General features: G+C 72.2%; 18 protein-coding genes. 4 read left to right on the forward strand and 14 right to left on the reverse strand.

What is annotated here, in order from left to right:
* Positions 1-69 precede the first annotated feature (69 nt).
* Positions 70-1527: a GAF domain-containing protein gene (locus CEQ11_RS00535; RefSeq protein WP_088477383.1), complete on the reverse strand. Its 1458-nt coding sequence runs from the start codon at positions 1525-1527 to the stop codon at positions 70-72.
* Complete coding sequence (locus CEQ11_RS00540) at positions 1527-2042, reverse strand: DUF779 domain-containing protein (RefSeq protein ID WP_088477384.1); 516 nt, start codon at positions 2040-2042, stop codon at positions 1527-1529. The genes CEQ11_RS00535 and CEQ11_RS00540 overlap by 1 nt, the downstream gene beginning before the upstream one ends.
* Before the next feature lie 146 nt (positions 2043-2188).
* Between CEQ11_RS00540 and CEQ11_RS00545 the strand changes: the two genes are divergently transcribed.
* A complete protein-coding gene (locus CEQ11_RS00545) occupies positions 2189-2755 on the forward strand; it encodes a GNAT family N-acetyltransferase (RefSeq protein WP_088477385.1) in 567 nt (188 codons plus the stop codon).
* A gap of 56 nt (positions 2756-2811) precedes the next feature.
* Here CEQ11_RS00545 and CEQ11_RS00550 read toward each other — a convergent pair whose 3' ends face one another.
* From CEQ11_RS00550 to CEQ11_RS00560, 3 genes are all read right to left on the reverse strand, one after another.
* Entirely contained in the window at positions 2812-4356 is a 1545-nt protein-coding gene (locus CEQ11_RS00550; protein WP_088477386.1) for a SulP family inorganic anion transporter, read from the reverse strand.
* A gap of 73 nt (positions 4357-4429) precedes the next feature.
* On the reverse strand, positions 4430-4813 hold the full coding sequence (locus CEQ11_RS00555) for a MerR family transcriptional regulator (protein WP_088477387.1): 384 nt from the start codon (positions 4811-4813) through the stop codon (positions 4430-4432).
* A gap of 302 nt (positions 4814-5115) precedes the next feature.
* On the reverse strand, positions 5116-6765 hold the full coding sequence (locus CEQ11_RS00560) for a thiamine pyrophosphate-dependent enzyme (protein WP_088478814.1): 1650 nt from the start codon (positions 6763-6765) through the stop codon (positions 5116-5118).
* A gap of 333 nt (positions 6766-7098) precedes the next feature.
* Here CEQ11_RS00560 and CEQ11_RS00565 point away from each other — a divergent pair, with 333 nt between their 5' ends.
* Complete coding sequence (locus CEQ11_RS00565; protein WP_088477388.1) at positions 7099-7806, forward strand: CGNR zinc finger domain-containing protein; 708 nt, start codon at positions 7099-7101, stop codon at positions 7804-7806.
* A gap of 33 nt (positions 7807-7839) precedes the next feature.
* A complete protein-coding gene (locus tag CEQ11_RS00570) occupies positions 7840-8874 on the forward strand; it encodes an L-lactate dehydrogenase (protein ID WP_088478815.1) in 1035 nt (344 codons plus the stop codon).
* A 141-nt stretch (positions 8875-9015) separates the two neighbouring features.
* On the opposite strand, the gene CEQ11_RS00575 is transcribed toward CEQ11_RS00570, so the two are convergent.
* The 5 genes from CEQ11_RS00575 to CEQ11_RS00595 all read right to left on the reverse strand — a co-directional run bounded on the left by CEQ11_RS00575 (position 9016) and on the right by CEQ11_RS00595 (position 14058).
* Positions 9016-9396, reverse strand: a complete 381-nt coding sequence (locus CEQ11_RS00575; protein ID WP_088477389.1) for a hypothetical protein — start codon at positions 9394-9396, stop codon at positions 9016-9018.
* A 172-nt stretch (positions 9397-9568) separates the two neighbouring features.
* Positions 9569-10141, reverse strand: coding sequence for a hypothetical protein (locus CEQ11_RS00580; RefSeq protein WP_227718651.1), 573 nt, complete (start codon positions 10139-10141; stop codon positions 9569-9571).
* A gap of 100 nt (positions 10142-10241) precedes the next feature.
* Positions 10242-11528 carry an IS30 family transposase gene (locus tag CEQ11_RS00585; RefSeq protein WP_227718652.1) on the reverse strand — a complete coding sequence of 429 codons (1287 nt, stop codon included), beginning with the start codon at positions 11526-11528 and terminating at the stop codon, positions 10242-10244.
* A 116-nt stretch (positions 11529-11644) separates the two neighbouring features.
* Positions 11645-13000: an MATE family efflux transporter gene (locus CEQ11_RS00590; protein ID WP_088478817.1), complete on the reverse strand. Its 1356-nt coding sequence runs from the start codon at positions 12998-13000 to the stop codon at positions 11645-11647.
* 71 nt (positions 13001-13071) lie between these two features.
* Positions 13072-14058: a CPBP family intramembrane glutamic endopeptidase gene (locus tag CEQ11_RS00595; RefSeq protein WP_088477391.1), complete on the reverse strand. Its 987-nt coding sequence runs from the start codon at positions 14056-14058 to the stop codon at positions 13072-13074.
* A 177-nt stretch (positions 14059-14235) separates the two neighbouring features.
* Here CEQ11_RS00595 and CEQ11_RS00600 point away from each other — a divergent pair, with 177 nt between their 5' ends.
* The gene (locus tag CEQ11_RS00600) at positions 14236-14649 is read left to right on the forward strand and encodes a VOC family protein (RefSeq protein WP_088477392.1); all 414 of its coding nucleotides are present in this window, start codon (positions 14236-14238) and stop codon (positions 14647-14649) included.
* Positions 14650-14674: 25 nt separating this feature from the next.
* Here CEQ11_RS00600 and CEQ11_RS00605 read toward each other — a convergent pair whose 3' ends face one another.
* The 4 genes from CEQ11_RS00605 to CEQ11_RS00620 form a co-directional block, all read right to left on the reverse strand.
* The gene (locus tag CEQ11_RS00605) at positions 14675-15784 is read right to left on the reverse strand and encodes a DMT family transporter (protein ID WP_193762953.1); all 1110 of its coding nucleotides are present in this window, start codon (positions 15782-15784) and stop codon (positions 14675-14677) included.
* A 195-nt stretch (positions 15785-15979) separates the two neighbouring features.
* Entirely contained in the window at positions 15980-16621 is a 642-nt protein-coding gene (locus CEQ11_RS00610) for a hypothetical protein (protein WP_227718653.1), read from the reverse strand.
* A gap of 78 nt (positions 16622-16699) precedes the next feature.
* Positions 16700-18766, reverse strand: a complete 2067-nt coding sequence (locus CEQ11_RS00615) for an ABC transporter ATP-binding protein (RefSeq protein ID WP_088477393.1) — start codon at positions 18764-18766, stop codon at positions 16700-16702.
* Positions 18763-20520 carry an ABC transporter ATP-binding protein gene (locus CEQ11_RS00620; protein ID WP_088477394.1) on the reverse strand — a complete coding sequence of 586 codons (1758 nt, stop codon included), beginning with the start codon at positions 20518-20520 and terminating at the stop codon, positions 18763-18765. The genes CEQ11_RS00615 and CEQ11_RS00620 overlap by 4 nt, the downstream gene beginning before the upstream one ends.
* Between the last annotated feature and the right edge of the window lie 276 nt (positions 20521-20796).

Genomic DNA, 20796 nt, shown 5'->3' on the forward strand with positions numbered 1-20796 from the left:
GTGCATGGGTATGACGCTAGTCACAGAGACGTTGCACGAAGGTTGCAACGCAGCGTCCTGCGGAGCCGGTCAGCCGATCTCGCGCTCGAGCCGCTCCAGCGTGGAGACGGCCACCGCGCGCCGGGGCGAGTCGGACGGCAGCAGCCTCAGGGCGGCGGACCACAGCTCGACGTCGTCGCGGGCCTCGGGGCGGGCCAGGTAGGCCCAGAGCTGCTCGGCGTCCGCGTCCTCGGCGACGGCCTCGCGCAGCCCCTCCCCCAGCTCCGCGCGGATGGCGGCGATGCCCGGGGACTCCGACCGCGGCAGCACCGGCCCCGCGGCGGCGTGCAGGGCCCGGTCCAGGTCTCCGTGGCGCAGGGCGTCGCGGGCGCACAGCACGTCCGCGTGCACGTCCCCGGCCAGGCGATACGGCCGGGACAGCAGCTCCACCGGCGCCTCGGCGTCCTGGAGCGTCCGCCGCAGCCGGTGCACCTCGGCGCGCAGGGAGATCGCGCGGGCGGCGCCGTCGGTCGGCTTGGGACGGCGTCCCGCCGCCGCCTTCGCGGCCCTCTTCCTCCCGACGACGGCCCCCTCCTCCGGGTACAGGGCCGTCTCGAGCTCGGCGCCGGTCAGGCCCGTGCCGTGCCAGGCCAGGAGCGTGAGGATCTCGGCGTGCCGGCCGGTCAGCTCGACGCCGTCGAGCATGGGCGGCAGGTGACCGGTGACGCGCAGCAGCCCCTCCGCGCCCTGGTGACGGTGGGGCTCGACCGCGGCGGGAGGAGCAGGTGAGGCGGACGGAGAGGGCGACGGAGCCGTCGTCGGGACGGAGATCCGCGGGGTGCCGCGGGATGGGGCGGGCAGGTCCCGCCAGGCGGCGTGGACGGTGTCCGCGGTGGACTGCAGCAGGGGCAGGGCGAGGGGACTGACGGCGTCCTCGCCGCCGGTGAGGTCGATGACCCCGACCAGGCGGCCGGTCACCGGGTCCGTCAGCGGGACGGCCGAGCAGTTCCAGGGATGCACGCGACGGCTGAGGTGCTCGGCGCCGCTGACCTGCATGGCGGCGCCGGTCGCGAGGACGACCCCGGGCGCGGAGGTGCCCATGGACGCCTCGGACCAGTCGGCGCCGGCGACGAAGCCCATGGCCTCGGCACGGTTCAGCGCGGTGCGGTCTCCCTCGACCCAGAGCAGGTGGCCGCGCTCGTTGCCGATCGCCACGAGCAGGCCGGCCTCCGCGGCGGGGGCCACGAGCATGCGGCGGACGATCGGCAGGGCCGCGGCGATGCGCTGCTCGCAGCGGGCCTCGGTGAGGTCGGCGTCCGAGAGGGTGGCGGGGTCCGCGTCACCGGGGAGGCGCTGGGCGTCGAGGCTCCCCAGGGAGCGCAGCCAGGACTCGCGGACCTCGCGGCGCAGGCCCTGGAGGGCGGCGCGCAGGCCTTCGCCTGCGGGGGCGGCGGCGGGCGGGACCAGCGGCTGCGGTGCCGTGGAGAGCGACTCGTGGGCCCTCTCCACCGCACGCTGATAGGCGCCGAGGGCGAGGGTCGGGCTCATCAGGCGGCGTCCTGGCCGAGGAGGCGGGAGCGGATGAGGAAGCGCTTGCCCTCGGGCGCCTCCACGGAGAAGCCGGAGCCCCGGCCGTCCACCACGTCCAGGGTGAGGTGGGTGTGCTTCCAGTACTCGAACTGGGAGGCGGACATCCAGAACGGCACCTCGGCGGCCTCGGCGGGGACGGGGTCGGTGCCGTCCGCGGGGGCGTCGGCGTCCTCGGCCGCGGAGAGGTCGAACGTGCCGAGCAGGACGTCCGAGCCGCCGGTCTTGAAGTCCCCGGCGGGGTAGCACATGGGCGAGGAGCCGTCGCAGCAGCCGCCGGACTGGTGGAACATCAGGCCCCCGTGGAGGGGGATGAGCTTCCGGAGCATCGTGAGGGCGTCGGGCGTCATGGCGACGCGCGAGTCCGACTCGCCGGAGATCTCCGGGCGGGAGTCGAGCGCGGACCCTCCGGCGGCGTCGTTCGGGACGCCGTCGCGGTCGGCGGCGGCGTCGTGCGTGAGGCGGTCGGGATCCATCGGGCACCTCCTGGCCGGTCTGACATGGGCGTTCGCGTCTGCGACCGCGTTGCGGGCTGACCACCCAGCCTAGTGAGGCCTGTGACCCGTGTCACGGGGGTCTCGCCTGGGAGTTCCCTGCCCGCCGCCGTGACTAGGCTCGGCCCATGAGCACGCCGCACGACCCCTCCCCCAGCACCACCGTGGACGGCCTGACCCTGCGCCCGCTGCGCGCAGAGGACGAGGCCCCGGTGCGGGCGATGCAGGAGGAGCTCTCCGCCGACGGCTTCGACGTCCTGATGGGCCGCACCGAGGAGCCGTGGGACCGGATCCGCGCCGAGTTCGCCCGCGAGGCCGCCGGTGAGGTCCTTCAGGGCTGGGTCCCTGCGTCCTTCCTCGTCGCGGAGGATGCGGGCGGGAACATCATCGGCCGCGTGTCCATCCGGTGGGAGCTCAACGACGCCCTGCGCCACGTCAACGGCCACACCGGCTACTGCGTCCGCCCGGGCTTCCGCCGGCGCGGCCACGCCTCCCGCATGCTCCGCGGGGCGCTGCGGCTGCTCGGCGAGCGCGGCGTCGGCTCGGCGCTGGTCACCTGCGGCGCGGACAACGACGCCTCGGCCGGCGTGATCCGCGCGTGCGGCGGCATCGAGCGGGACGTGGTCCTCACCCGCGCGGACGGCAACCCCCACGGGCCGCGCACCCGCCGCTTCGACGTTCCGACGACGGCCTGAGACCGGCGCCTCGCGCCTCACCGGAGCGACCCCGCCGCGGAAGTCGCCGGCCGGGTTCAGTGGCCGCCGCCCAGTCGGCCGGCCATCCGGGCACGCATGGCCCGGCTGGCCACGTTCAGCCCGGTGATCTCAACCGTGGTGCCGTGGCGGCGGTACTTCTCCTCGATGGCGTCCAGGGCCGCGACGGTGGAGGCGTCCCACAGGTGCGCCTCGCGGAAGTCGATCTCCACCCGCCCCGGATCCCCTGCGTAGTCGAACTGCGTGTAGAGGTCGTTGGAGGAGGCGAAGAACAGCTCTCCGCGCACCCGGTACCGTGCCACGGCGGCCCCACCCTCGTCCTGCACCGTCCGGGAGACGGTGGCCAGGTGCGCCACCCGGCGGGCGAACATCACCATGGCCGTGAGCACGCCGAGGCCGACGCCCACGGCAAGGTTGTGGGTGGCAACGGTGGCCACCACCGTCACGAGCATCACGAGGGTCTCGGACTTGGGCATGAAGGCGAGGGTGGACGGGCGGATGGAGTGCCAGTCGAAGGTCGCCAGGGACACGAAGACCATCACGGCCACGAGGGCGGCCATGGGCACCAGCGCCACGACGTCCCCGAGGCTGACCGAGAGGATGAGTGTGAACACGCCCGCCATGAAGGTGGAGATGCGGGTGCGTGCGGCGGAGGCCTTCACGTTGATCATGGTCTGGCCGATCATCGCGCAGCCCCCCATGCCGCCGAAGAGGCCGGACACGATGTTGCCCACGCCCTGGCCCCAGGACTCGCGGACCTTGGAGGAGCGCGTGTCCGTGATGTCGTCGACGAGCTTGGCGGTCATGAGGGACTCGAGCAGGCCGACCACGGCCATGCCGAGCGCATAGGGGGCGATCACCTGCAGGGTCTCGAACGTGAAGGGGACGGCCGGGACCAGCAGGGTCGGCAGGGAGTCCGGAAGCCTCCCCTTGTCCCCCACGGTGGGGACGTCGACGGCGAAGGCGAGGGTGATCGCTGTGACCACCACGATCGCCACGAGCGGGGCGGGGACGGCCGTGGACACACGTGGCAGCAGCAGGATGATCGCGAGGCCGAGCGCGGTCAGCGGGTAGACCAGCCAGGGGACGCCCATCAGGTCCGGGAGCTGGGAGCTGAAGATCAGGATGGCCAGGGCGTTCACGAAGCCGACCATCACGGAGCGGGGCACGAACCGCATCAGCTTCGCCACGCCCAGCAGGCCCAGGAGCACCTGGATCACGCCGGCCAGGATCACCGCGGCCAGGAGATGGTCCAGTCCGTGGGACTTCACGAGCGGCGCGACCACCAGGGCGGTGGCCGCGGTCGCCGCAGAGATCATGGCGGGTCGGCCGCCCACGAAGGCGATCGTGATGGCCATCGTGGCGGCGGCGAAGAGGCCGACCTGCGGGTCCACCCCGGCGATCAGGGCGAACGCGATGGCCTCGGGGATCAGGGCGAGGCCCACCACGAGGCCGGCCAGGACCTCGGTCTTCAGCCTGCGGGGCGAGCGCAGCGCGCGCAGGACCGACTGCTGGTCCTCGGGAGTCTCGTGCGGGGTCTCGGACGGCGTGGGCGGCGCCGGGGCGGTGCGGGGGTCGGCCATGCACCGAACTCTACCCTTACGTGAGGGTAGAGTTGCAGGCCCGGCCGCAGAAGAGGGGCAGGTCACACGACGATCAGGGAGCGAGGTCCTCCAGCTCGGCCAGCAGCTCGTCCGCCTGCGTCAGCTTGCGGGCCAGGGTGTCACGGCCGCGGCGAGCGCGATCCAGGAACCCGTCGAGCTCGTCGGGGTCGCCCCCGACCGCCCCGGACTCGAGCAGCTCGAGCATGCGGGAGGTCTCCTCGAGGCTGAACCCGAGGGGCGTGATGCGCTTGACCCGGAGCAGACGCCGGACGTCGTCCTCCGTGTAGAGCCGGAACCCGCCCTCACTGCGGGCCGACGGCGGGACCAGCCCGACGTCGTCGTAGTGGCGGATGGAGCGCAGGGACAGCCCCACACGCTCGGCCACCTCGCCGATCTGCATGGTGCGGCCACGCGCCTCACCGGGGCGTCCGCCCATGGTCCTCACCTCTCTCCCAGCCGGGGCCTGACGGTCGGGCGGGCCACGCCGGGGGGCGTTGGACGCCGCCCGCACGGGCTCCGTACCGCCCCCGACACTATCGGGGCACCGCCCCTCCTCCGTGCCTCCACCCAGCCCCGACGACGGCCGCCGCCCCTTCCGCGCCCACCGCACCGGGCACCGGGGGGCGCCCACCCCTTGCGCAGTCGCGGCAAGGGCGGGACCCCCGCGGAGCCCCGCCCTGCTCGCGCCGAGAGCGCTCGAGAACCCGGCGTCCGAACGAGGTCGTCCGGGCGTCGGGGTCAGTAGGCCATGACCCGCTGCTCCACGATCAGGTGGATCAGCGCGAACTGCCCGCCCTTCACCGTCTCGAGGGCGGCGTCCACGGCGGCCGGGACGTCCGCGTCCCTCTCGACGCGGAAGCCCTTGCCGCCGAAGGACTCGGCCATCGCCGCGAAGTCCGGGTTCTTCAGCTGGGTGCCGGAGACGCGCTCCGGGTACTGGCGCTCCTGGTGGGTGCGGATGGTGCCGTACTCCTGGTTGTCCATGACCACCACGAGCGGCGTCGCCCCGTACTGGGCGGCGGTCGCCAGCTCCTGGCCGTTCATGAGGAACTCGCCGTCGCCGGCGATGGTCACCACCATGCGGTCCGGGTAGTTCAGGGAGGCCGCCACGGCCCCGGGCACCGAGTAGCCCATGGAGCCGTTGCGGGCGGAGATCATGGAGCGGTAGCCCTCGGTCGGGAAGTAGCGGTGCGCCCAGTTGGTGTGCTCGCCGGCGCCCAGGGAGATCATCGAGTCCTTGGGCAGCTTCGGCATCAGGTTCGCCATGAGGGTCGCCATCTTCGCCTGGCCGTCGCCCGGCTCGGCGGACGGCAGCGCCGCGAACTCCTCCTGCTCGGCGCGCATGCGCCGGGACCACTCGCGCCACTCGTCCTTCACGGCGAGGTCCATGCGGACCAGGTCTCGGACGAACACGTCCGGCTTCGCCACGATCTGGTGGGACACCGGGCCGGAGCGGCCGCGCAGGGCCGGGTCGATGGTCACCAGGAAGTTCTTCTTGTCCCAGTTCTGGCGGATGGTGAAGCCGTCGGTCACCACGTCGCCGGGCACGGTGCCCACGAACACGATGAGGTCGGTCTCCTCGAGCAGCCCCTCGGTCCAGTCGGGACGGCCGTAGCCGATGGGGCCGATGTAGGACGGGGAGGAGAACGGCACGGTGCCCTCGGTGCGCCATTCGGCGGCGGCGGGGATCTCGTGGGCCTCGAGCCACTCGGTGAAGGTCTCGGCCGCCTCGTCGGTCCAGTCGTTGCCGCCGGTGATGAACAGCGGCTTCTCCGACTCCTTGAGGGCGGCGTGCAGCGCCTTCCAGTCCTCCACGGTCATGCCGCCGTGGGCCACGGGGATCTGCGGGTGCAGCTCGGCGGAGATCTCCTCCTGGATGACGTCCTCCGGCAGGCCGATCACCACGGGGCCGGGGCGGCCGGAGGTGGCGGCGAACATCGCCTCGGCCACGATCTCGGAGGCGCGGTCCGGGTGGTCCAGGACCATCACGCGCTTGGTGCCGGTGTTGAACCAGGCGTGGGGGTCGAACTCCTGGAAGGCCTCGCGGTCGCGGTGCTCGAACGGGATCAGGCCCACGAACAGCACCATGGCGGTGGAGTCCTGCCAGGAGGTGTGCAGGCCGACGTGCGCGTTGGCCGCACCGGGGCCGCGGGTCACCATGGCGACGCCGGGGACCTCGTTCATCTTGCCGTCGGCCTCGGCCATGTAGGTGGCGCCGCCCTCGTGGCGGCACACGACGTTCTCGATCGACGACTCGTGCAGGCCGTCCAGCACGTCCAGGTAGGACTCGCCCGGCACGGTGTACACGCGCTTCACCCCGTGGGCCTCGAGGGTCTTCACGATCACGTGGCCGGCGGACAGGCGGCCGGCGTTCTCGGACTGGGACATGGTCGTCTCCTTGACGTCGTCGGGGCGCCGCACCGTCGCGGGCCCGTGCTGGGTGGGCACCGTCCCCGTCGGCGGTGCTCCTGCTCACGCTAGCCGAGTCTGACCTGTGAGCTCGAGGATTGAGAAGTGGTGATCCGCATGGTGGTCACCCCCGCCTCCTTCCCGACGACGGCGCTCCCCTCCGCCTGTCGGCCCACCCGGCCCTGTGGTCGGGGCCGGAAGGGCCCCGCCCGGACGTGGCCGGCGAAGGCCGGCAACGGCCGAGGGCGGCGGGTGACGGCGGCGGGCGACGTGCCCTGCCGGGGTGCGGGGCCGTCGTCGTACAGTGCTGGCATGCTCACCCCACGCACCCTGGACCGCCTCCACTCCCTCGCCACGTTCCTCAACACGGCGCCCGGACCCCACGGCGGGCAGGTGCTCGAGGAGCGGCTCGTCTACGGCACGCAGATCCCGGACGTGGTGCCGGCGGTGCACGAGGGTAGGAACCGTGTGCGCGTGGCCAACGCCGCCCTGCAGCGGGCCCACGGCCTGCGCGGTCGGGTGGCCGCCGTGTGGGCCGACGCCGACGCCGGGAAGGACGTGACCGAGCAGGTCAACGCGCTGCTGGAGGAGGTCGGCGCCCTGGCGCTGATGGAGACGGAGGACGGCCTGGTCTACGGGCCCGCCTCGCAGACCTCCGACGCCGTCGAGCGCCTCACCGCCCTGGCCGCCCTCGCGCTGGCCGACGTGGTGGCCGAGGGTGAGGCCGCCCGCCTGCGCGTGTGCGCCGGCGAGGACTGCGGCAACGTGCTCGTGGACGCCAGCCGCAACCGCTCCAAGCGCTTCTGCGACGAGGCCAACTGCGGCAACCGCCTGCACGTGCGCAGCTACCGCGCCCGCCAGGCGGAGGGCAGGGCAGAGACCGAGGCCGAGACGGAGGCGAAGGCCGAGCACGCCGGCGAGGACGGGCACAAGGACTCCAAGAAGTCCAAGAAGAAAAAGAAGAAGGACAAGGACAAGAAGAAGCGGAAGAAGAAGGGCAAGAAGAAGTCCAAGGACTGAGTCCTGTCCGCTGGGGCGCCTAGTGTGGCGTGCATGAGCGATCAGCACGACGCCCGGCACCCGTCCCAGTCCTCCGACCCGACCGCTGCCGGCACCGATGCCGGCGCCCCGGCCACCCCGCGCCCGGAGTACCGGAAGGTCGGCGTCATCGGCGCCGGCGCCGTGGGCACCTCCGTCTGCTTCTCGGCCCTGATGAGCGGGGTCGCGGACGAGGTCGCCCTCTACGACGTCGACGAGCCCAAGGTCCGCGCCGAGGTCCTGGACCTGGCCCACGGCACCGCGTTCACCGCCGCCCACACCATGACCGGCGGGGCGGACCCGGCCGTGCTCGCCGACTCCTCGGTGGTGGTCATCACCGCCGGCGCCAAGCAGAAGCCGGGCCAGTCCCGCCTCGAGCTGGCCGAGGCGAACGTGCAGATCCTGCGCTCCCTCATCCCCACCGTCCAGGAGCACGCCCCGGACGCCCTGCTCGTGCTCGTCACCAACCCGGTGGACGTCCTCACCCTCGTGGCGCAGCGGCTCTCCGGGCTGCCGACGGGCCGGGTCATCGGCTCCGGCACCCTCCTGGACACCGCCCGGCTGCGCTGGCTCCTGGCCTCCCGCGTGGGCGTGCACCCGCGGTCCGTGCACGCGGCGGTGCTCGGCGAGCACGGGGACACCGAGTTCCCGGCCTGGTCCACCGCCTCCGTGGGACCGGTGCCGCTGCTGCGGTGGCCCTCGGCCGCCGCCCCGCAGTTCACGCGCCCGGACCTGGATGCCATCGCGGACTCGGTGATGAACGCCGCCTACGAGGTCATCCAGGGCAAGGGCGCCACCAACCACGCGATCGGCGTGGCCACGAACCGCCTGCTGGAGGCCGTGTTCCGGGACGAGCGCACCGTCCTGCCGGTCTCCACCGTCCTGGACGGCGAGCACGGGCTCACCGACGTCGCCCTCTCCCTGCCCTCCGTGGTGGGACGCCAGGGCGTGCTGCAGGTGCTCGAGACGGACCTGGACGCCGGCGAGGTCCGCCGGCTGCAGGCCTCGGCCCGGGCCCTGCGGGAGTCCGCGGCGTCGCTGGGCTTCTGACCCCGGATCGACGCCGGTCCGGGCGGCACTCCCCCGCCGCTTGCGACGCCTCGCTGCGGGGCGGCCCCGGGACAGCACGCGACCCCGGCCTCTGCGGAGGCCGGGGTCGTGGTGCGTGCGGGGCGAGGGCGCCGTGGCCGATCAGGAGGTGCCGTCGCGGCCCTCACGCCGGCCACGGGCGCGGCGCTCGTCCGCGGCCTTCCGGTGCATCTCCTCCGAGGAGCGGTTCACGCCGGAGCCCTGGGACAGGTGCTCCGGGTTCTCGCGCGCGGCGAGCTGCAGCATCGCGACCACCACGAGGGAGACCACGAAGAACACGCCGAAGGCGATCAGCCCGATGTCGACGCGCAGCGGGTTTCCGGTGCCGCCGGAGGCCGTGATGGCGGCGACGAGGCCGCCGACCAGGCCGAGGGCCGCCGAGAAGATCAGGGGCGCCTTCACGGTGTCCTTCAGGCCGCCGCGCCTCTGGCCGCCGCGGGACGGATCCTGGGGGCGCGGGGAACGGGAGGACTGTGCGCTCACGGGTGGACGCTCCTGACTGGTTTCGGGGCCGGCTCACGTCTGCGGTGACATGACAGGCACAGGCGGGTGCCGTCGTCGGGCAGACGAGTCCCAGTCTACGCGGGGTGCGCGGCGAGTGCGGGCTGTTCGCGGTCGGCGGTGAGGGACAACGACGGCCCCTCGCCCGCCGCTGTCAGGCGTCGGTCTTCGCGGCCTTGCGGACGTCGAGGAACATGCCGACGCCCGAGACGGCGAGCATCACGCCCAGGATGAGGGCGCCGCCGCCGACGATGCCGAGCTGGGAGTGCTGGTTCAGGCCGGAGCCGAAGAACAGGCCGATGCCCGAGCCGACGCCCACGGCACCGGTGATCAGCTGGTCGCGGGCGGGGGCGAAGTCGCGGCGGTGCCGGAACCAGGCCACGAGCTCGGCGATGCCGCCCAGCAGCAGGGCCGTGGCGACCGTGAGGCCGACGCCCTGCGGGGAGGAGAAGAAGAACAGCACGATGGTGCCGAGCATCCACGCGGCGGCCGCCATGGACAGCGGGGAGCGCATGGCCTCCGGGACGGGCTCGCGGCGCAGGTACTCCCACATCGCGGAGCCGGAGAAGACGAGGTACAGCGCCAGGGCGATCTTCATCCACATGGTGCCCGGCTGCTGCACGAACACGGTGGTGAGGCCGAAGATCAGCGCCACGCCGGCGCGGATCAGGACAGGCTTGAACATGACGTCGGCGACGTCCACGGGGGTCTTGGTCACGGCAGGCACCCGACAAGTCTAGGACAGTGGCGTGCAGGCGCCCCGACGACGACCCAGCCCCTACCACCACGCTTTGAGGGCGGAAGTCCCCGGAATTCGAGCGGCCGGCTCAGGTGGTCAGTGCAACACCGTCCTGGGCTTGAGCGATGAGCTCGTCTAGCTTCTCAGCCGGTGTCATTCCTGCCAAGATCACTCGCCCACGATGGTTCAACCGGTCCTGTGTGTCCTGGATGTCCTGATCGGTGAGTGTGTTGAAGTTCGTGCCCTTGGGGTACTCGTAGCGCAGCTGACCATTGAGGTTCTCGTTCGTGCCCCGCTGCCAGGGCGAGTGCGGGTCTGCGAAGAACACCGGGCAGCCGGTGGCCACGGTGAAACGAGCATGCTTGGCCATCTCCGAGCCCTGGTCCCAGGTCAACGAGCGCAGCACCGCCTCGGGCAAGGACTCGACCATCTGTGTGAGCTTGTCGATGACCGTCTCGGAGTCCCTGGCCCCGGGCAGTCGCCCCAGCAGCGTGAAGCGTGAGACTCGCTCGACCAGGGTGATCAACGCGGAGTTGCCCGGCCCCACGACCAGATCCCCTTCCCAGTGCCCGGGGATCTTGCGTTCGCAGATCTCGGCGGCGAACATCTGCTCCCGGTCGGCCAACAGACACCCCTGCAGCCAGGTCCGCTTGGAAGCAGGCGGCAGCTTGGAGGCCGGGATACGTCCAGTGCGTCCCGAGCGCAGCGCGACTTCGACCTTCAGCTCCTGCAGCAGCACCGAACGGGCCTGCAGGTACAGCTCTTGGTAGATGCTCTCGTGGCTGATGCGCATGCGCTCATCATCCGGGAACAGATGCCTCAGGCGCACGCTGACCTGTGGCGGTGAGTGCCCGTGCGTCAACAGGCGCAGCACCTGGTGACGTAGCGCCGGGTGAGCGTGCAGCTTCCTGGTCTTCGGCCGTGCCCGCCGGTAATCGGTGTGGTGCTGGGCGGTGGCGGCGTTGTAGGCCGAGTCCGCCGGGCCACCGGTCTTGCAGGAACGACCCCAGCGCAACGTGTTCCTGGCCAGCTCGCGGCTGATCGTGGAGCGGTGCACGCCGAGGTCATCGGCGATACGGGACTGGGACCAGCCATCGTTCAGGCGTAACTCGATCTTCGTGCGTTCTGCCAGGCTCAGACGACGGGCGTGGCCGGTACGGGCCGGCAGGGGTGCAACATTCGCAGGGATCACGGAGACATCCTTGCCTGCCCATCCCTGGGCTCTGTGCAGGCCTGCTTGCTGGCACCAGCGGCGCACGGAAGTACCGGAGACTCCGACCTGCTCGGCTACGGACTTCGAGGTGCCCCCGGCGAGCATCAGATCAAGCACTTGCAGACGCAGCCGCTTCGAAGCAGCACGAGAGATAGCGGCCATGGTGAGTACGACAGACCTTCCTGGTAGGCCCTGGAAGATCTGTTGCACTCACCGATGGAATCCGCCAGCGGAATTGCGGGGAGTTGTGCCCTCAAAAGCTTGAGGGGGGGTGGAGTTCAGGAGCCGGCGCGCATCCAGGCGTCGGAGCGGGCCCGCAGGCCCAGGGTGAGCGCCCGCATGCCCATGTAGACGAAGCCGAAGCCCACCCAGAGCATCGCCAGCTGCTCGGGGGCGGCCGGGACGTTGGCGAGCGGATCGGACCAGTCCACGGTCCAGCCCAGTCCCCCGGCGGCCACCTGCGCGATCACCCACAGCACCGGGGCGTAGACCGCCACGTTCACCACGCCGGCCAGGGCCAGGTACCGCGCATCCCCGGCGCCGATCAGCACGCCGTCCAGCACGAACACGTAGCCGGCCAGCGGCTGGCTCAGCGCCAGCACGAACAGGCCCGCGGTGGCCGCGGCCTGCACACCCGGCTCCGGGGTGAACAGCGGCGGCAGCACCCAGGCCAGCACACCGAGCAGCACGCCGGTGACCACGCCGAACCACAGGGACCACCGGACCATCACCCGCGTCAGCGCGCGGGCGGTGCGCACGTCCCCGCGGCCGAGCTCGTGGCCGATGAGCGCCTGCGCGGCGATCGCCAGCGCGTCCAGCGCGAAGGCGAGGGTGGAGAACAGTGTGAAGACGAGCTGATGGGCGGCGAGCACCTCGTCCCCGGCGCCGGTGGCCACCAGGACGGTGAGCAGGATCGCCAGGCGCAGGCTCGCGGTGCGCAGCAGCAGCCAGGAGCCCACCTGCGCCGTGGCCCGCATGCCGGAGCCCGAGGGCACCCAGCCGGCCTCCGCGGCCCGGAAGCGCGGGGCCAGCACCAGCAGGTAGGTCAGCAGCATGGCCCACTGGACGATCGAGGTGCCGATCGCCGAGCCGGCCACACCCAGGCCCGCTCCGTAGACGAGCACCCAGTTCAGGGCGATGTTCACCCCGAAGCCGGCGGCGGCCACCACGAGCGGGGTCCTGGTGTCCTGGAGTCCGCGCAGCACACCCGTGGCCGCCAATACCGCCAGCAGCGCCGGGATGCCGGGCATGGACCAGCGCAGATAGGCCACGGCATGCTCCTGGACCTCCCCGGTGCCGCCCAGCGCGCCCACCAGGGACGGAGCCGCGAACCACCCCGCCACCGCGAGCACGAGGCCGATCAGGATGCCCAGCCACATGCCGTCCCGGCCGCGCGCCATGGCCTCGCTCCCCCGCCCGGCCCCGGTCAGCCGGGCGACCGCCGGAGTGGTGGCGTAGGCCAGGAAGATCAGCAGGCCGGTGGCCGTGTGCAGGACGGTGGTGCCCAGCCCCACGCCGGCAAGCTGGGCCGTGCCCAGGTGGCCGACGATCGCGGTGTCCGCCAGGAGGAACAGCGGCTCGGCGATCAGCGCGCCGAGGGCCGGCACCGCCAGGGTGAGGATGCGGCGGCCCAGGCCGTCGGTGACCCGGGACTCCGGTGAGGAGGACGGCCGAGGCGGGCGGCCGTCGTCGTGGCCCTGGCCGCTCACAGGCCCAGCAGGGCGAGGTAGGGCACCGCCATGCTGGGCTGCAGCTCCGCCACGTCCGGCATGTGCGGCATCACCAGGTACAGCATGGCCACGGCGATGCCGTTGTTCACCATGTGCAGCAGGACCGCGTACCCGAAGGAGCGGCCCATGAGGATGTAGGAGACCGTGATCGCGACCGCCAGCGTCAGGTACGGGATGATCTCCACGAGGTCGAACCGCCCGCCGGTGCCGGCGAAGTGCAGCAGGACGAAGGCGACGATCGACACCGCGGCGCAGACCCAGACGTTGAGGTGCCGGGAGAGCTTGCCGATCAGCAGGTGCCGGAACAGGTACTCCTCCACCAGGGGCGCCATCACCACGGTCATCAGGATCATCAGCGCCGGCGGGGCCGCGGTGGTCATCTCCTCCAGGGACGCCTGGTTCGCGGACTGCGCGGCGCGGCCGATCAGGCTCAGCAGCACCACGTTCACGATGATGCACGCCAGCCAGGTGGCCGGCAGCAGGGCCAGCTTCCACCAGGTGCCGTGCCGGAAGACGCCGAGGGAGCGGACGAACGGCCGCCAGGCGACCACCGCCACGATGACCGTGATGACCACGTAGCTCACGAGGTTCATGGTGAACATGTCCAGCACCGTGAAGGTGCCGTCCACCGGGTCCACCCAGCCCAGGGCCATCGCGAGCAGGCCTCCGGCGCCGAGCAGCATCAGGGCGACGTAGGCGAGCACCGCCAGGGCGTCGCCCCAGTGGAGCCTTCCGGGCGCCCACGCGGCGGGATCGGTCCGCTGCGACGGCGGGCGCGAGGGCCAGCCGGGCGGGACGTCACCGGGGCCGCCGCCGGGGCCACCCTGGGCACCGGGGCCACCCTGGGCACCGGGGGCGGGTCGGCCGTACTCCGCGCCGGGCTGCTCGGAGTACGAGGGAGCCTGCGCGGCGTTCTTCTGCGGCCACCCCTGCGGAGGCCACCCTGAGGGGGTGTTCGTCATGGTCGCCACGGTATCAATCGGGGCCGACAGCGGACCGGGAGGAGCGGGCGCGCCCAGGCCGGCTGCCCGCAGGACGCGGCACCGGGGTCCGGCCCCCGCCCAGCCGCGGGATGATGCGAGTCACAGAAGGCCGTCATCGTTTGCCGTGGCCGCTCCGACTTGACTAGCTTCTCCCGCATGGCCTTGTTCTCCCAGCCGGTCTTCCTGCACCTCCCGACGACCGACACCGAGCGCATCCGCGAGTTCTGGACCGCCCTCGGCGCGGACATCGCGGAGGACTTCTCGGACGACGACTCGGTGTGCGTCGAGCTCACCGACACCACCTACGCGATGTACATGACGCCGGGGTCCTACACGGACTACATCGGCGAGCGGGAGATCGCGGACTGCATCACCACGAACTCCTCGCTGATGTCCCTGGTCGCCGGGGACCAGGACGCCGTGGACGCCCTCGCCGACCGCGCCCTCGAGCTGGGCGGCACGGAGGTCGCGCTGCCGGAGGACATGGTCGAGGACATGTCCGAGACCGGCCTGCACTCCCGCGAGATCATCGATCCGGACGGCCACCAGTGGGAGTTCGTCACCGCCTGAGCGGTGCTTCCCGACGACGGCCCGTTCAGTCCGCCTGACCGGTCGCCTGTGCGCGGCGCGGCTCCGGTGGAGACGGCTCTGCATCGGCCGGGCGCGCGTCGTCGGCCTCGCCGCGGCGCGGCTTCCCCGGGCGCGACGTCCCGGCCTCCCTGCTGAGCGTGGTGCCGACGCTCGCCGAGATCACCAGCACCATGGCGAGGACCGCCCAGAGGCCGACGGCCTGGCCGAGCACCAGGAACCCGACGGCCGTGGCGATGGCGGGCTCCACCGAGACGAGCACGCCGAACACGGCGCTGCGCAGCCGCTTCAGTGCGTGGAACTCCAGCAGATAGGGCAGCAGCGAGGCGAACAGGCCCGTGCCGATCGCCCCCAGGACATGACCCGGCGTGACGGCGGAGGCGCGGGCGAGCTCCGGCAGGCCCAGGGGCATCACCATGAGCGTGGCCACGCCCATCGCGACCGCCAGTCCGCCGGTGCCGGGCACGAGCCGGCCCACCCGCTGGCCGGCCAGGATGTAGAGGCCCCAGGAGACCGCCGCCACGAGCACCAGCCAGACGCCGGTCATGTCCAGCGGTTCCGCGGCGCCGGCGGGACGGGCCACCAGGTTCTGCACCAGGAACAGCACGATCCCGGCGAACGCCAACACCACCCAGAGCACGTCCCGCAGACGGCGGCTCAGGGCGGCGGCCACGGCGAGCGGCCCGAGGAACTCGATGGTCACGGCCACACCGAGCGGGATGCGGTCGATCGCCGCGTAGAAGAAGCCGTTCATGCCCGCGAAGGCCGCACCGAGCACCAGGACGGCGCCCCACTGGGCCCGGGTCCAGGAGCGCAGCGGCGGCCGGACGAGGGCCAGCAGCACCAGCGCGGCCACGCCCACGCGCAGCACAGTGGTGCCCCACGGGCCGAAGGTCGGGAAGAGGCCGATGGCCAGGGAGGCGCCGAGCTGCAGGGACAGGCAGGCGCCGAGCACCATGAGCACACCCACCGCGGTGCGGCCGGGACGGATCCGGCGGCGCCGGCGCGGGCGCTCGGACACCGGCGGCAGGCCGGGCGCGGCGGCGGGCAGCCCGTCGGCGGTGCCGGGGGCTCCGGGCTCGGGCACGAGCGGGATCGGGGCGGTGTGCGGACTCACCCGACCATTCTGGCCTCTGCCGCCGCGGTGGGCCGTGCGGCTACGGTGGTGTCCGCGCAGCGGGACGGGCCCGCTGCACCCATGACGGGACTGCTCCTCGGAGCGCCCTGGGGCGCGGTGGCGGCGGTGGCCGCCGGCGCGCTCATGCTCGCCGTGATGACGGCGGACGCCCTGCAGACGCGGAGCTGAGGCCCGTCAGAACAGCTCGCCGATGATCTCGGAGTCCCGCTCCCAGACGCGCCGGGCGAACGGCAGCAGCACCATCACCCCGAACAGGGCGGACTCGCGCTCGATGCCGGCACCGTGGTCCACGGTCACCCGGGTGTGGGTCAGCGACCCCTGGTGCAGCCGGCCGACCACCTGCTTGCCGCGGCGTCCCGTGGCCGCGTCCGCAGTGCGGTCCAGGACCTCCACGCTGCCGTCCCAGTCGTCGCGGACGAGCAGCTCGCGACCGTCCACCTCGCCCGCCACGGCGAAGTAGAGGATGTTCTCTCCCCAGCGGTCCTTCAGGGTGGCGTCGAGCGGGTCGGGCAGCGGGGCCTCCGTGTCCTGGACGGTGTCCGGCCAGTGGCGGACGTCGTAGGTCGGCGCGATGAGGCGGCCGAACCCGGTCCTCCAGGTCGCGGCCCGCACGCCGAGCACCGTCGCGGCGCCGCCGACGGACTCCCAGCGGAAGGTCCCGCGCGCCTCGCAGCCGGGCAGCTCGCCGCGGACCACCCGGCCGACGAGCTCGCCGTCCTCCCGCTGCACCGGGATCACCTTCATGTCCCGCCGGACCGTGTCCAGCAGGCCCTCGCGGAACCCGTACACGGTCGGATCCAGCATCCCCTTCGCCATGACCGCCCCCTCGCGTCATCCCTCTCGCCCCGCACGGGGCCCGGCCGATCGGCCGCTCTCAGGATGCCACGGACGCGCTCAGGACTGCGGGCGCACCTGCTCCGGCTCGTCCTCGGCGACCTCGACCGCCGCGCCCTGGAACTGGCTGCGGTACAGGCGGGCGTAGGCGCCGCCGGCGGCCAGCAGCTCGTCATGCGAGCCCTGCTCCACGATGTCCCCGTGCTCCATCACCAGGATCACGTCCGCGTCCCGGATGGTGGAGAGCCGGTGCGCGATCACGAAGCTCGTCCGGTTGGAGCGCAGCGCCGCCATGGCCTCCTGCACGAGCACCTCGGTGCGGGTGTCCACGGAGGAGGTCGCCTCGTCCAGGATCAGCAGGTCCGGCTGCGCGAGGAACGCGCGGGCGATGGTGATCAGCTGCCGTTCGCCGGCGGACACGTTGGCCGCGTCCTGCTCGATCACCGTGTCGTACCCGTCCGGCAGGGTGTGCACGAAGCGGTCCACGTAGGTCGCCTTCGCGGCCTCGAGGACCTCGTCCTCGGTGGCGTCGAGGCGGCCGTAGCGGATGTTGTCCGCGATGGTGCCGCCGAACAGCACCGCGTCCTGGAGCACCATGCCGGTACGGGCGCGCAGCTGCTTCCGCGGCATGGTCGCGATGTCCCGGCCGTCCAGCAGGATGCGGCCGCCGTCCACCTCGTAGAACCGCATCAGCAGGTTCACCAGGGTGGTCTTGCCGGCGCCGGTCGGGCCCACGATCGCCACGGTCTGCCCGGGCTCGGCCACCAGGTTCAGGTCCTGGATCAGCGGCTTCTCCGGCGTGTAGGAGAAGGCCACGTGCTCGAACTCCACGCGCCCCTTCTCCCCCGCCGGCCTCTCCGCCGGCTTCCCGACGACGGCACCGGCCTCCGCCTGCTCCGTCGCCTCCTCGGGACGGTCGGCGTCCGGGGACTCCTCGGGCTCGTCGAGGAGCTCGAAGATGCGCTCGGCGGAGGCGACGCCGGAGATCAGCATGTTGGCCATGCCGGCGACCTGGCCGAGGGGCTGGTTGAACTCGCGGGAGTACTGGATGAACGCGGTGACCGCGCCCAGGGTCATCTGGCCGTTGGCCACGCGCAGGCCGCCGACCACGGCGATGCCCACGTAGCCGAGCCAGTTCACCCACTGCATGATCGGCATGATCATGCCGGAGAAGAACTGGGCCTTGAACGAGGCCTGGTACATGGCCTCGTTGCGCTCGTCGAACCGGGCGGCCATGTCCTCCTGGCGGCCGAACACGGTGACGAGCTCGTGGCCGGTGAAGGACTCCTCGATGTGGCCGTTGAGGCGGCCGGTCTCGCGCCACTGGGCGGCGAACAGCTGCTGGGAGCGCTTGCCGATCACGCCGACCACCACGCCGGCCACCGGCAGGGCGATCAGGGCGATCAGGGCCAGCTGCCAGGACAGCCAGAACATCATGCCGACGATGCCGATGATCGTCAGCACCGAGTGGAACAGGGTGGAGAACGCCTGCTGCATGGCCTGCTGCACGTTGTCCACGTCATTGGTGGTGCGGGAGAGCAGGTCACCGCGCTGGCGGGTGTCGAAGTGGGACAGCGGCAGGCGGTTGAGCTTGGCCTCGATGTCCTGGCGCAGGCGGTAGACGATCCGCATCACCAGGTCGTTGAGGACATAGCCCTGCAGCCACATGAAGGCCTGTGCCACCACGTACATCGCCAGCACGATGAGGATGAGCCGGGCCAGGTGCTCGAAGTCGATGCCCTGGCCGGGCACGAAGTCCATGCCGGAGAGCATCTCCGCGGCCTGGTCCTGGCCCTGGGCGCGCATCCCCTCGATGACCTGCTCGCGGCTGAGCCCGTCCGGCATCTGCCCCGAGATCAGTCCGCCGAAGATCGCGTCCATCGCCCTGCCCAGCACGTGCGGGGCCCAGACGTTGAGCACCACGGACACCAGGACCATGACGAACACCAGCGTCAAGCCGACCCGCTCGGTGCGGAACAGGCCGAGCAGGCGCTTGGCCGAGGGCCAGAACGCCTTCGCCCTGCGGGTCGGGCCCTCGCCGTGGAAGTCGTCGCCGCCGGCGCCGGACTCCTGGAACTGGAGGAACTCCTCGTCGGTCAGCTCGGCGGTCGCCTTCTGCTCGCTCATGCCAGCTCCTCCTCACGGACCTGGGAGTCCACGATCTCGCGGTAGGTCTCGTTGCCGGCCAGCAGCTCGGCGTGGGTGCCGCGGCCGACGATGCGGCCGCCGTCCAGCACGAGGATCTGGTCCGCGCCGGTGATGGTGGCCACGCGCTGGGCCACGACCACCCGGGTGGTGTCCCCGAAGCGCTCGTCCAACGTCGCCCGCAGGTTCGCGTCCGTGGTGACGTCCAGGGCGGAGAACGAGTCGTCGAACAGGTGGATGCGCGGCTCGGCCACGAGCGCGCGGGCGATCGAGAGGCGCTGTCGCTGGCCGCCCGAGACGTCCGTGCCGCCCTGGGAGACGTTCGAGTCCAAGGCGGTGGCCGTCGTCGTGCCGGTGCCGGTGGTGCGGGAGCGGACGAAGTCCGCGGCCTGCGCCGTCTCGAGGGCGGCCCAGATCTGCTCGTCCGTGGCGTCCGGGGCGCCGAAGCGCATGTTCTCGCCGACCGTGCCGGAGAACAGGTAGGGCTTCTGGGGGACGTAGCCGAGCGCGTCCGTGAGCTCGGCGCGGGAGAGGTCCGTGACGGGGACGCCGTCGATGAGCACCTCGCCGGAGGTGACGTCGTAGAGGCGCGGGATCAGGCCCAGCAGGGTGGACTTGCCGGAGCCGGTGGAGCCGACGAGCGCAGTGGTGGTGCCCGGCTCCACCGTGAAGGAGACGCCGTCCAGGACCGGGGCCTCCGCGCCCGGGTAGGCGAAGGTGACGTCCCGGAACTCCAGGCGGCCGCGGCGCTCGGCCGGGGTCACCGGGGCGGTCGACTCGTGGAGGGTGGGCTCGGTGTCCAGGACCTCGCCGATGCGGCGGGCCGAGATCACGGCGCGCGGGAGCATCATCAGCATGAAGGTGCCCATCATGACGGACATCAGGATCTGCAGCAGGTACTGCATGAACGCCGTCAGGGCGCCGACCTCCACCAGGCCGGCGTCCACCCGCTCCGCGCCGAACCACAGCACGGCGGCGGTGGCCAGGTGCAGGACCATGGTGATCACCGGGCCGAGCAGCACGAACAGGCGGCCGATGGCCACGGAGGTGCGGGTGATGTCCGCGTTGGCCGCGGTGAAGCGCTCGGCCTCGTGCTCCTCGCGCACGAACGCGCGGACCACGCGGATGCCCACGATCTGCTCGCGCATCGTGGTGTTGATGGTGTCGATGTTCGTCTGCATCCGCTGGAACAGCGGCATCAGGCGGGAGGCGATCAGGCCCACGATCACGATCAGCACCGGCACGGAGACCCAGACCAGCCAGGACAGCCCCGGATCCTCGCGGACCGCCATGATGATGCCGCCGACGGCCATGATCGGGGCGGTGACCATGAAGTTCAGGGCCATCAGCGTGAGCATCTGGACCTGGTTCACGTCATTGGTGCCGCGCGTGATGAGGGTGCCCGCGCCGAAGCGGCCCATCTCCTCCGCGGAGAAGCGGTCCACGCGGGTGTAGACCGCACGGCGCAGGTCCCGGCCGAAGCCCATGGCGACCTTCGCGCCGAAGTACACCGCCGAGATCGCCGCGGCGACCTGGACCAGCGCGACGCCGAGCATGATGCCGCCGAGCTCCCAGATCCGGGCCGTGTCTCCCCGCGCCACGCCCTCGTCGATGATCCGGGCGTTCAGGCTCGGCAGGAACAGCATGGCCAGCGTGCTGACCAGCTGCAGGACGAGCACCGCCAGCACCATGCCCAGGGCGGGCTTCAGGTGCCGGCGCATCAGGGTCCAGAGCATGGTGCTCCTTCAGGGTGCGGGGCGGGTGGGGAGGGCCGTGCGTCGGCGGCTGTCGGCAGTCCGGACGACGGCGGTCGGCAGGCCCGACGACGGCGGTCGGCAGGCCCGACGACGACGGTCGGCAGGCCCGACGACGACGGTCGGCAGGCCCGACGACGACGGTCGGCAGGCCCGACGACGACGGTCGGCAGGCCCGATGACGGCGGTCGGCAGGCCCGATGACGGCGGTCGGCAGGCCGGCCGGCAGCGGCGATGGCCGACACGGCCGGATGACCG

The sequence above is a fragment of the Micrococcus sp. FDAARGOS_333 genome, from assembly GCF_002206575.2.
Classification (GTDB): Bacteria; Actinomycetota; Actinomycetes; order Actinomycetales; family Micrococcaceae; genus Micrococcus; species Micrococcus lylae.

Bases quoted from the DNA above. Each gene is read 5' to 3' on its own strand.
- CEQ11_RS00535 (WP_088477383.1), bottom strand. From the start codon at position 1,527: ATGAGCCCGACCCTCGCCCTCGGCGCCTATCAGCGTGCGGTGGAGAGG.
- CEQ11_RS00540 (WP_088477384.1), bottom strand. From the start codon at position 2,042: ATGGATCCCGACCGCCTCACGCACGACGCCGCCGCCGACCGCGACGGC.
- CEQ11_RS00545 (WP_088477385.1), top strand. From the start codon at position 2,189: ATGAGCACGCCGCACGACCCCTCCCCCAGCACCACCGTGGACGGCCTG.
- CEQ11_RS00550 (WP_088477386.1), bottom strand. From the start codon at position 4,356: ATGGCCGACCCCCGCACCGCCCCGGCGCCGCCCACGCCGTCCGAGACC.
- CEQ11_RS00555 (WP_088477387.1), bottom strand. From the start codon at position 4,813: ATGGGCGGACGCCCCGGTGAGGCGCGTGGCCGCACCATGCAGATCGGC.
- CEQ11_RS00560 (WP_088478814.1), bottom strand. From the start codon at position 6,765: ATGTCCCAGTCCGAGAACGCCGGCCGCCTGTCCGCCGGCCACGTGATC.
- CEQ11_RS00565 (WP_088477388.1), top strand. From the start codon at position 7,099: ATGCTCACCCCACGCACCCTGGACCGCCTCCACTCCCTCGCCACGTTC.
- CEQ11_RS00570 (WP_088478815.1), top strand. From the start codon at position 7,840: ATGAGCGATCAGCACGACGCCCGGCACCCGTCCCAGTCCTCCGACCCG.
- CEQ11_RS00585 (WP_227718652.1), bottom strand. From the start codon at position 11,528: ATGGCCGCTATCTCTCGTGCTGCTTCGAAGCGGCTGCGTCTGCAAGTG.
- CEQ11_RS00595 (WP_088477391.1), bottom strand. From the start codon at position 14,058: ATGACGAACACCCCCTCAGGGTGGCCTCCGCAGGGGTGGCCGCAGAAG.
- CEQ11_RS00600 (WP_088477392.1), top strand. From the start codon at position 14,236: ATGGCCTTGTTCTCCCAGCCGGTCTTCCTGCACCTCCCGACGACCGAC.
- CEQ11_RS00610 (WP_227718653.1), bottom strand. From the start codon at position 16,621: ATGGCGAAGGGGATGCTGGATCCGACCGTGTACGGGTTCCGCGAGGGC.
- CEQ11_RS00615 (WP_088477393.1), bottom strand. From the start codon at position 18,766: ATGAGCGAGCAGAAGGCGACCGCCGAGCTGACCGACGAGGAGTTCCTC.
- CEQ11_RS00620 (WP_088477394.1), bottom strand. From the start codon at position 20,520: ATGCTCTGGACCCTGATGCGCCGGCACCTGAAGCCCGCCCTGGGCATG.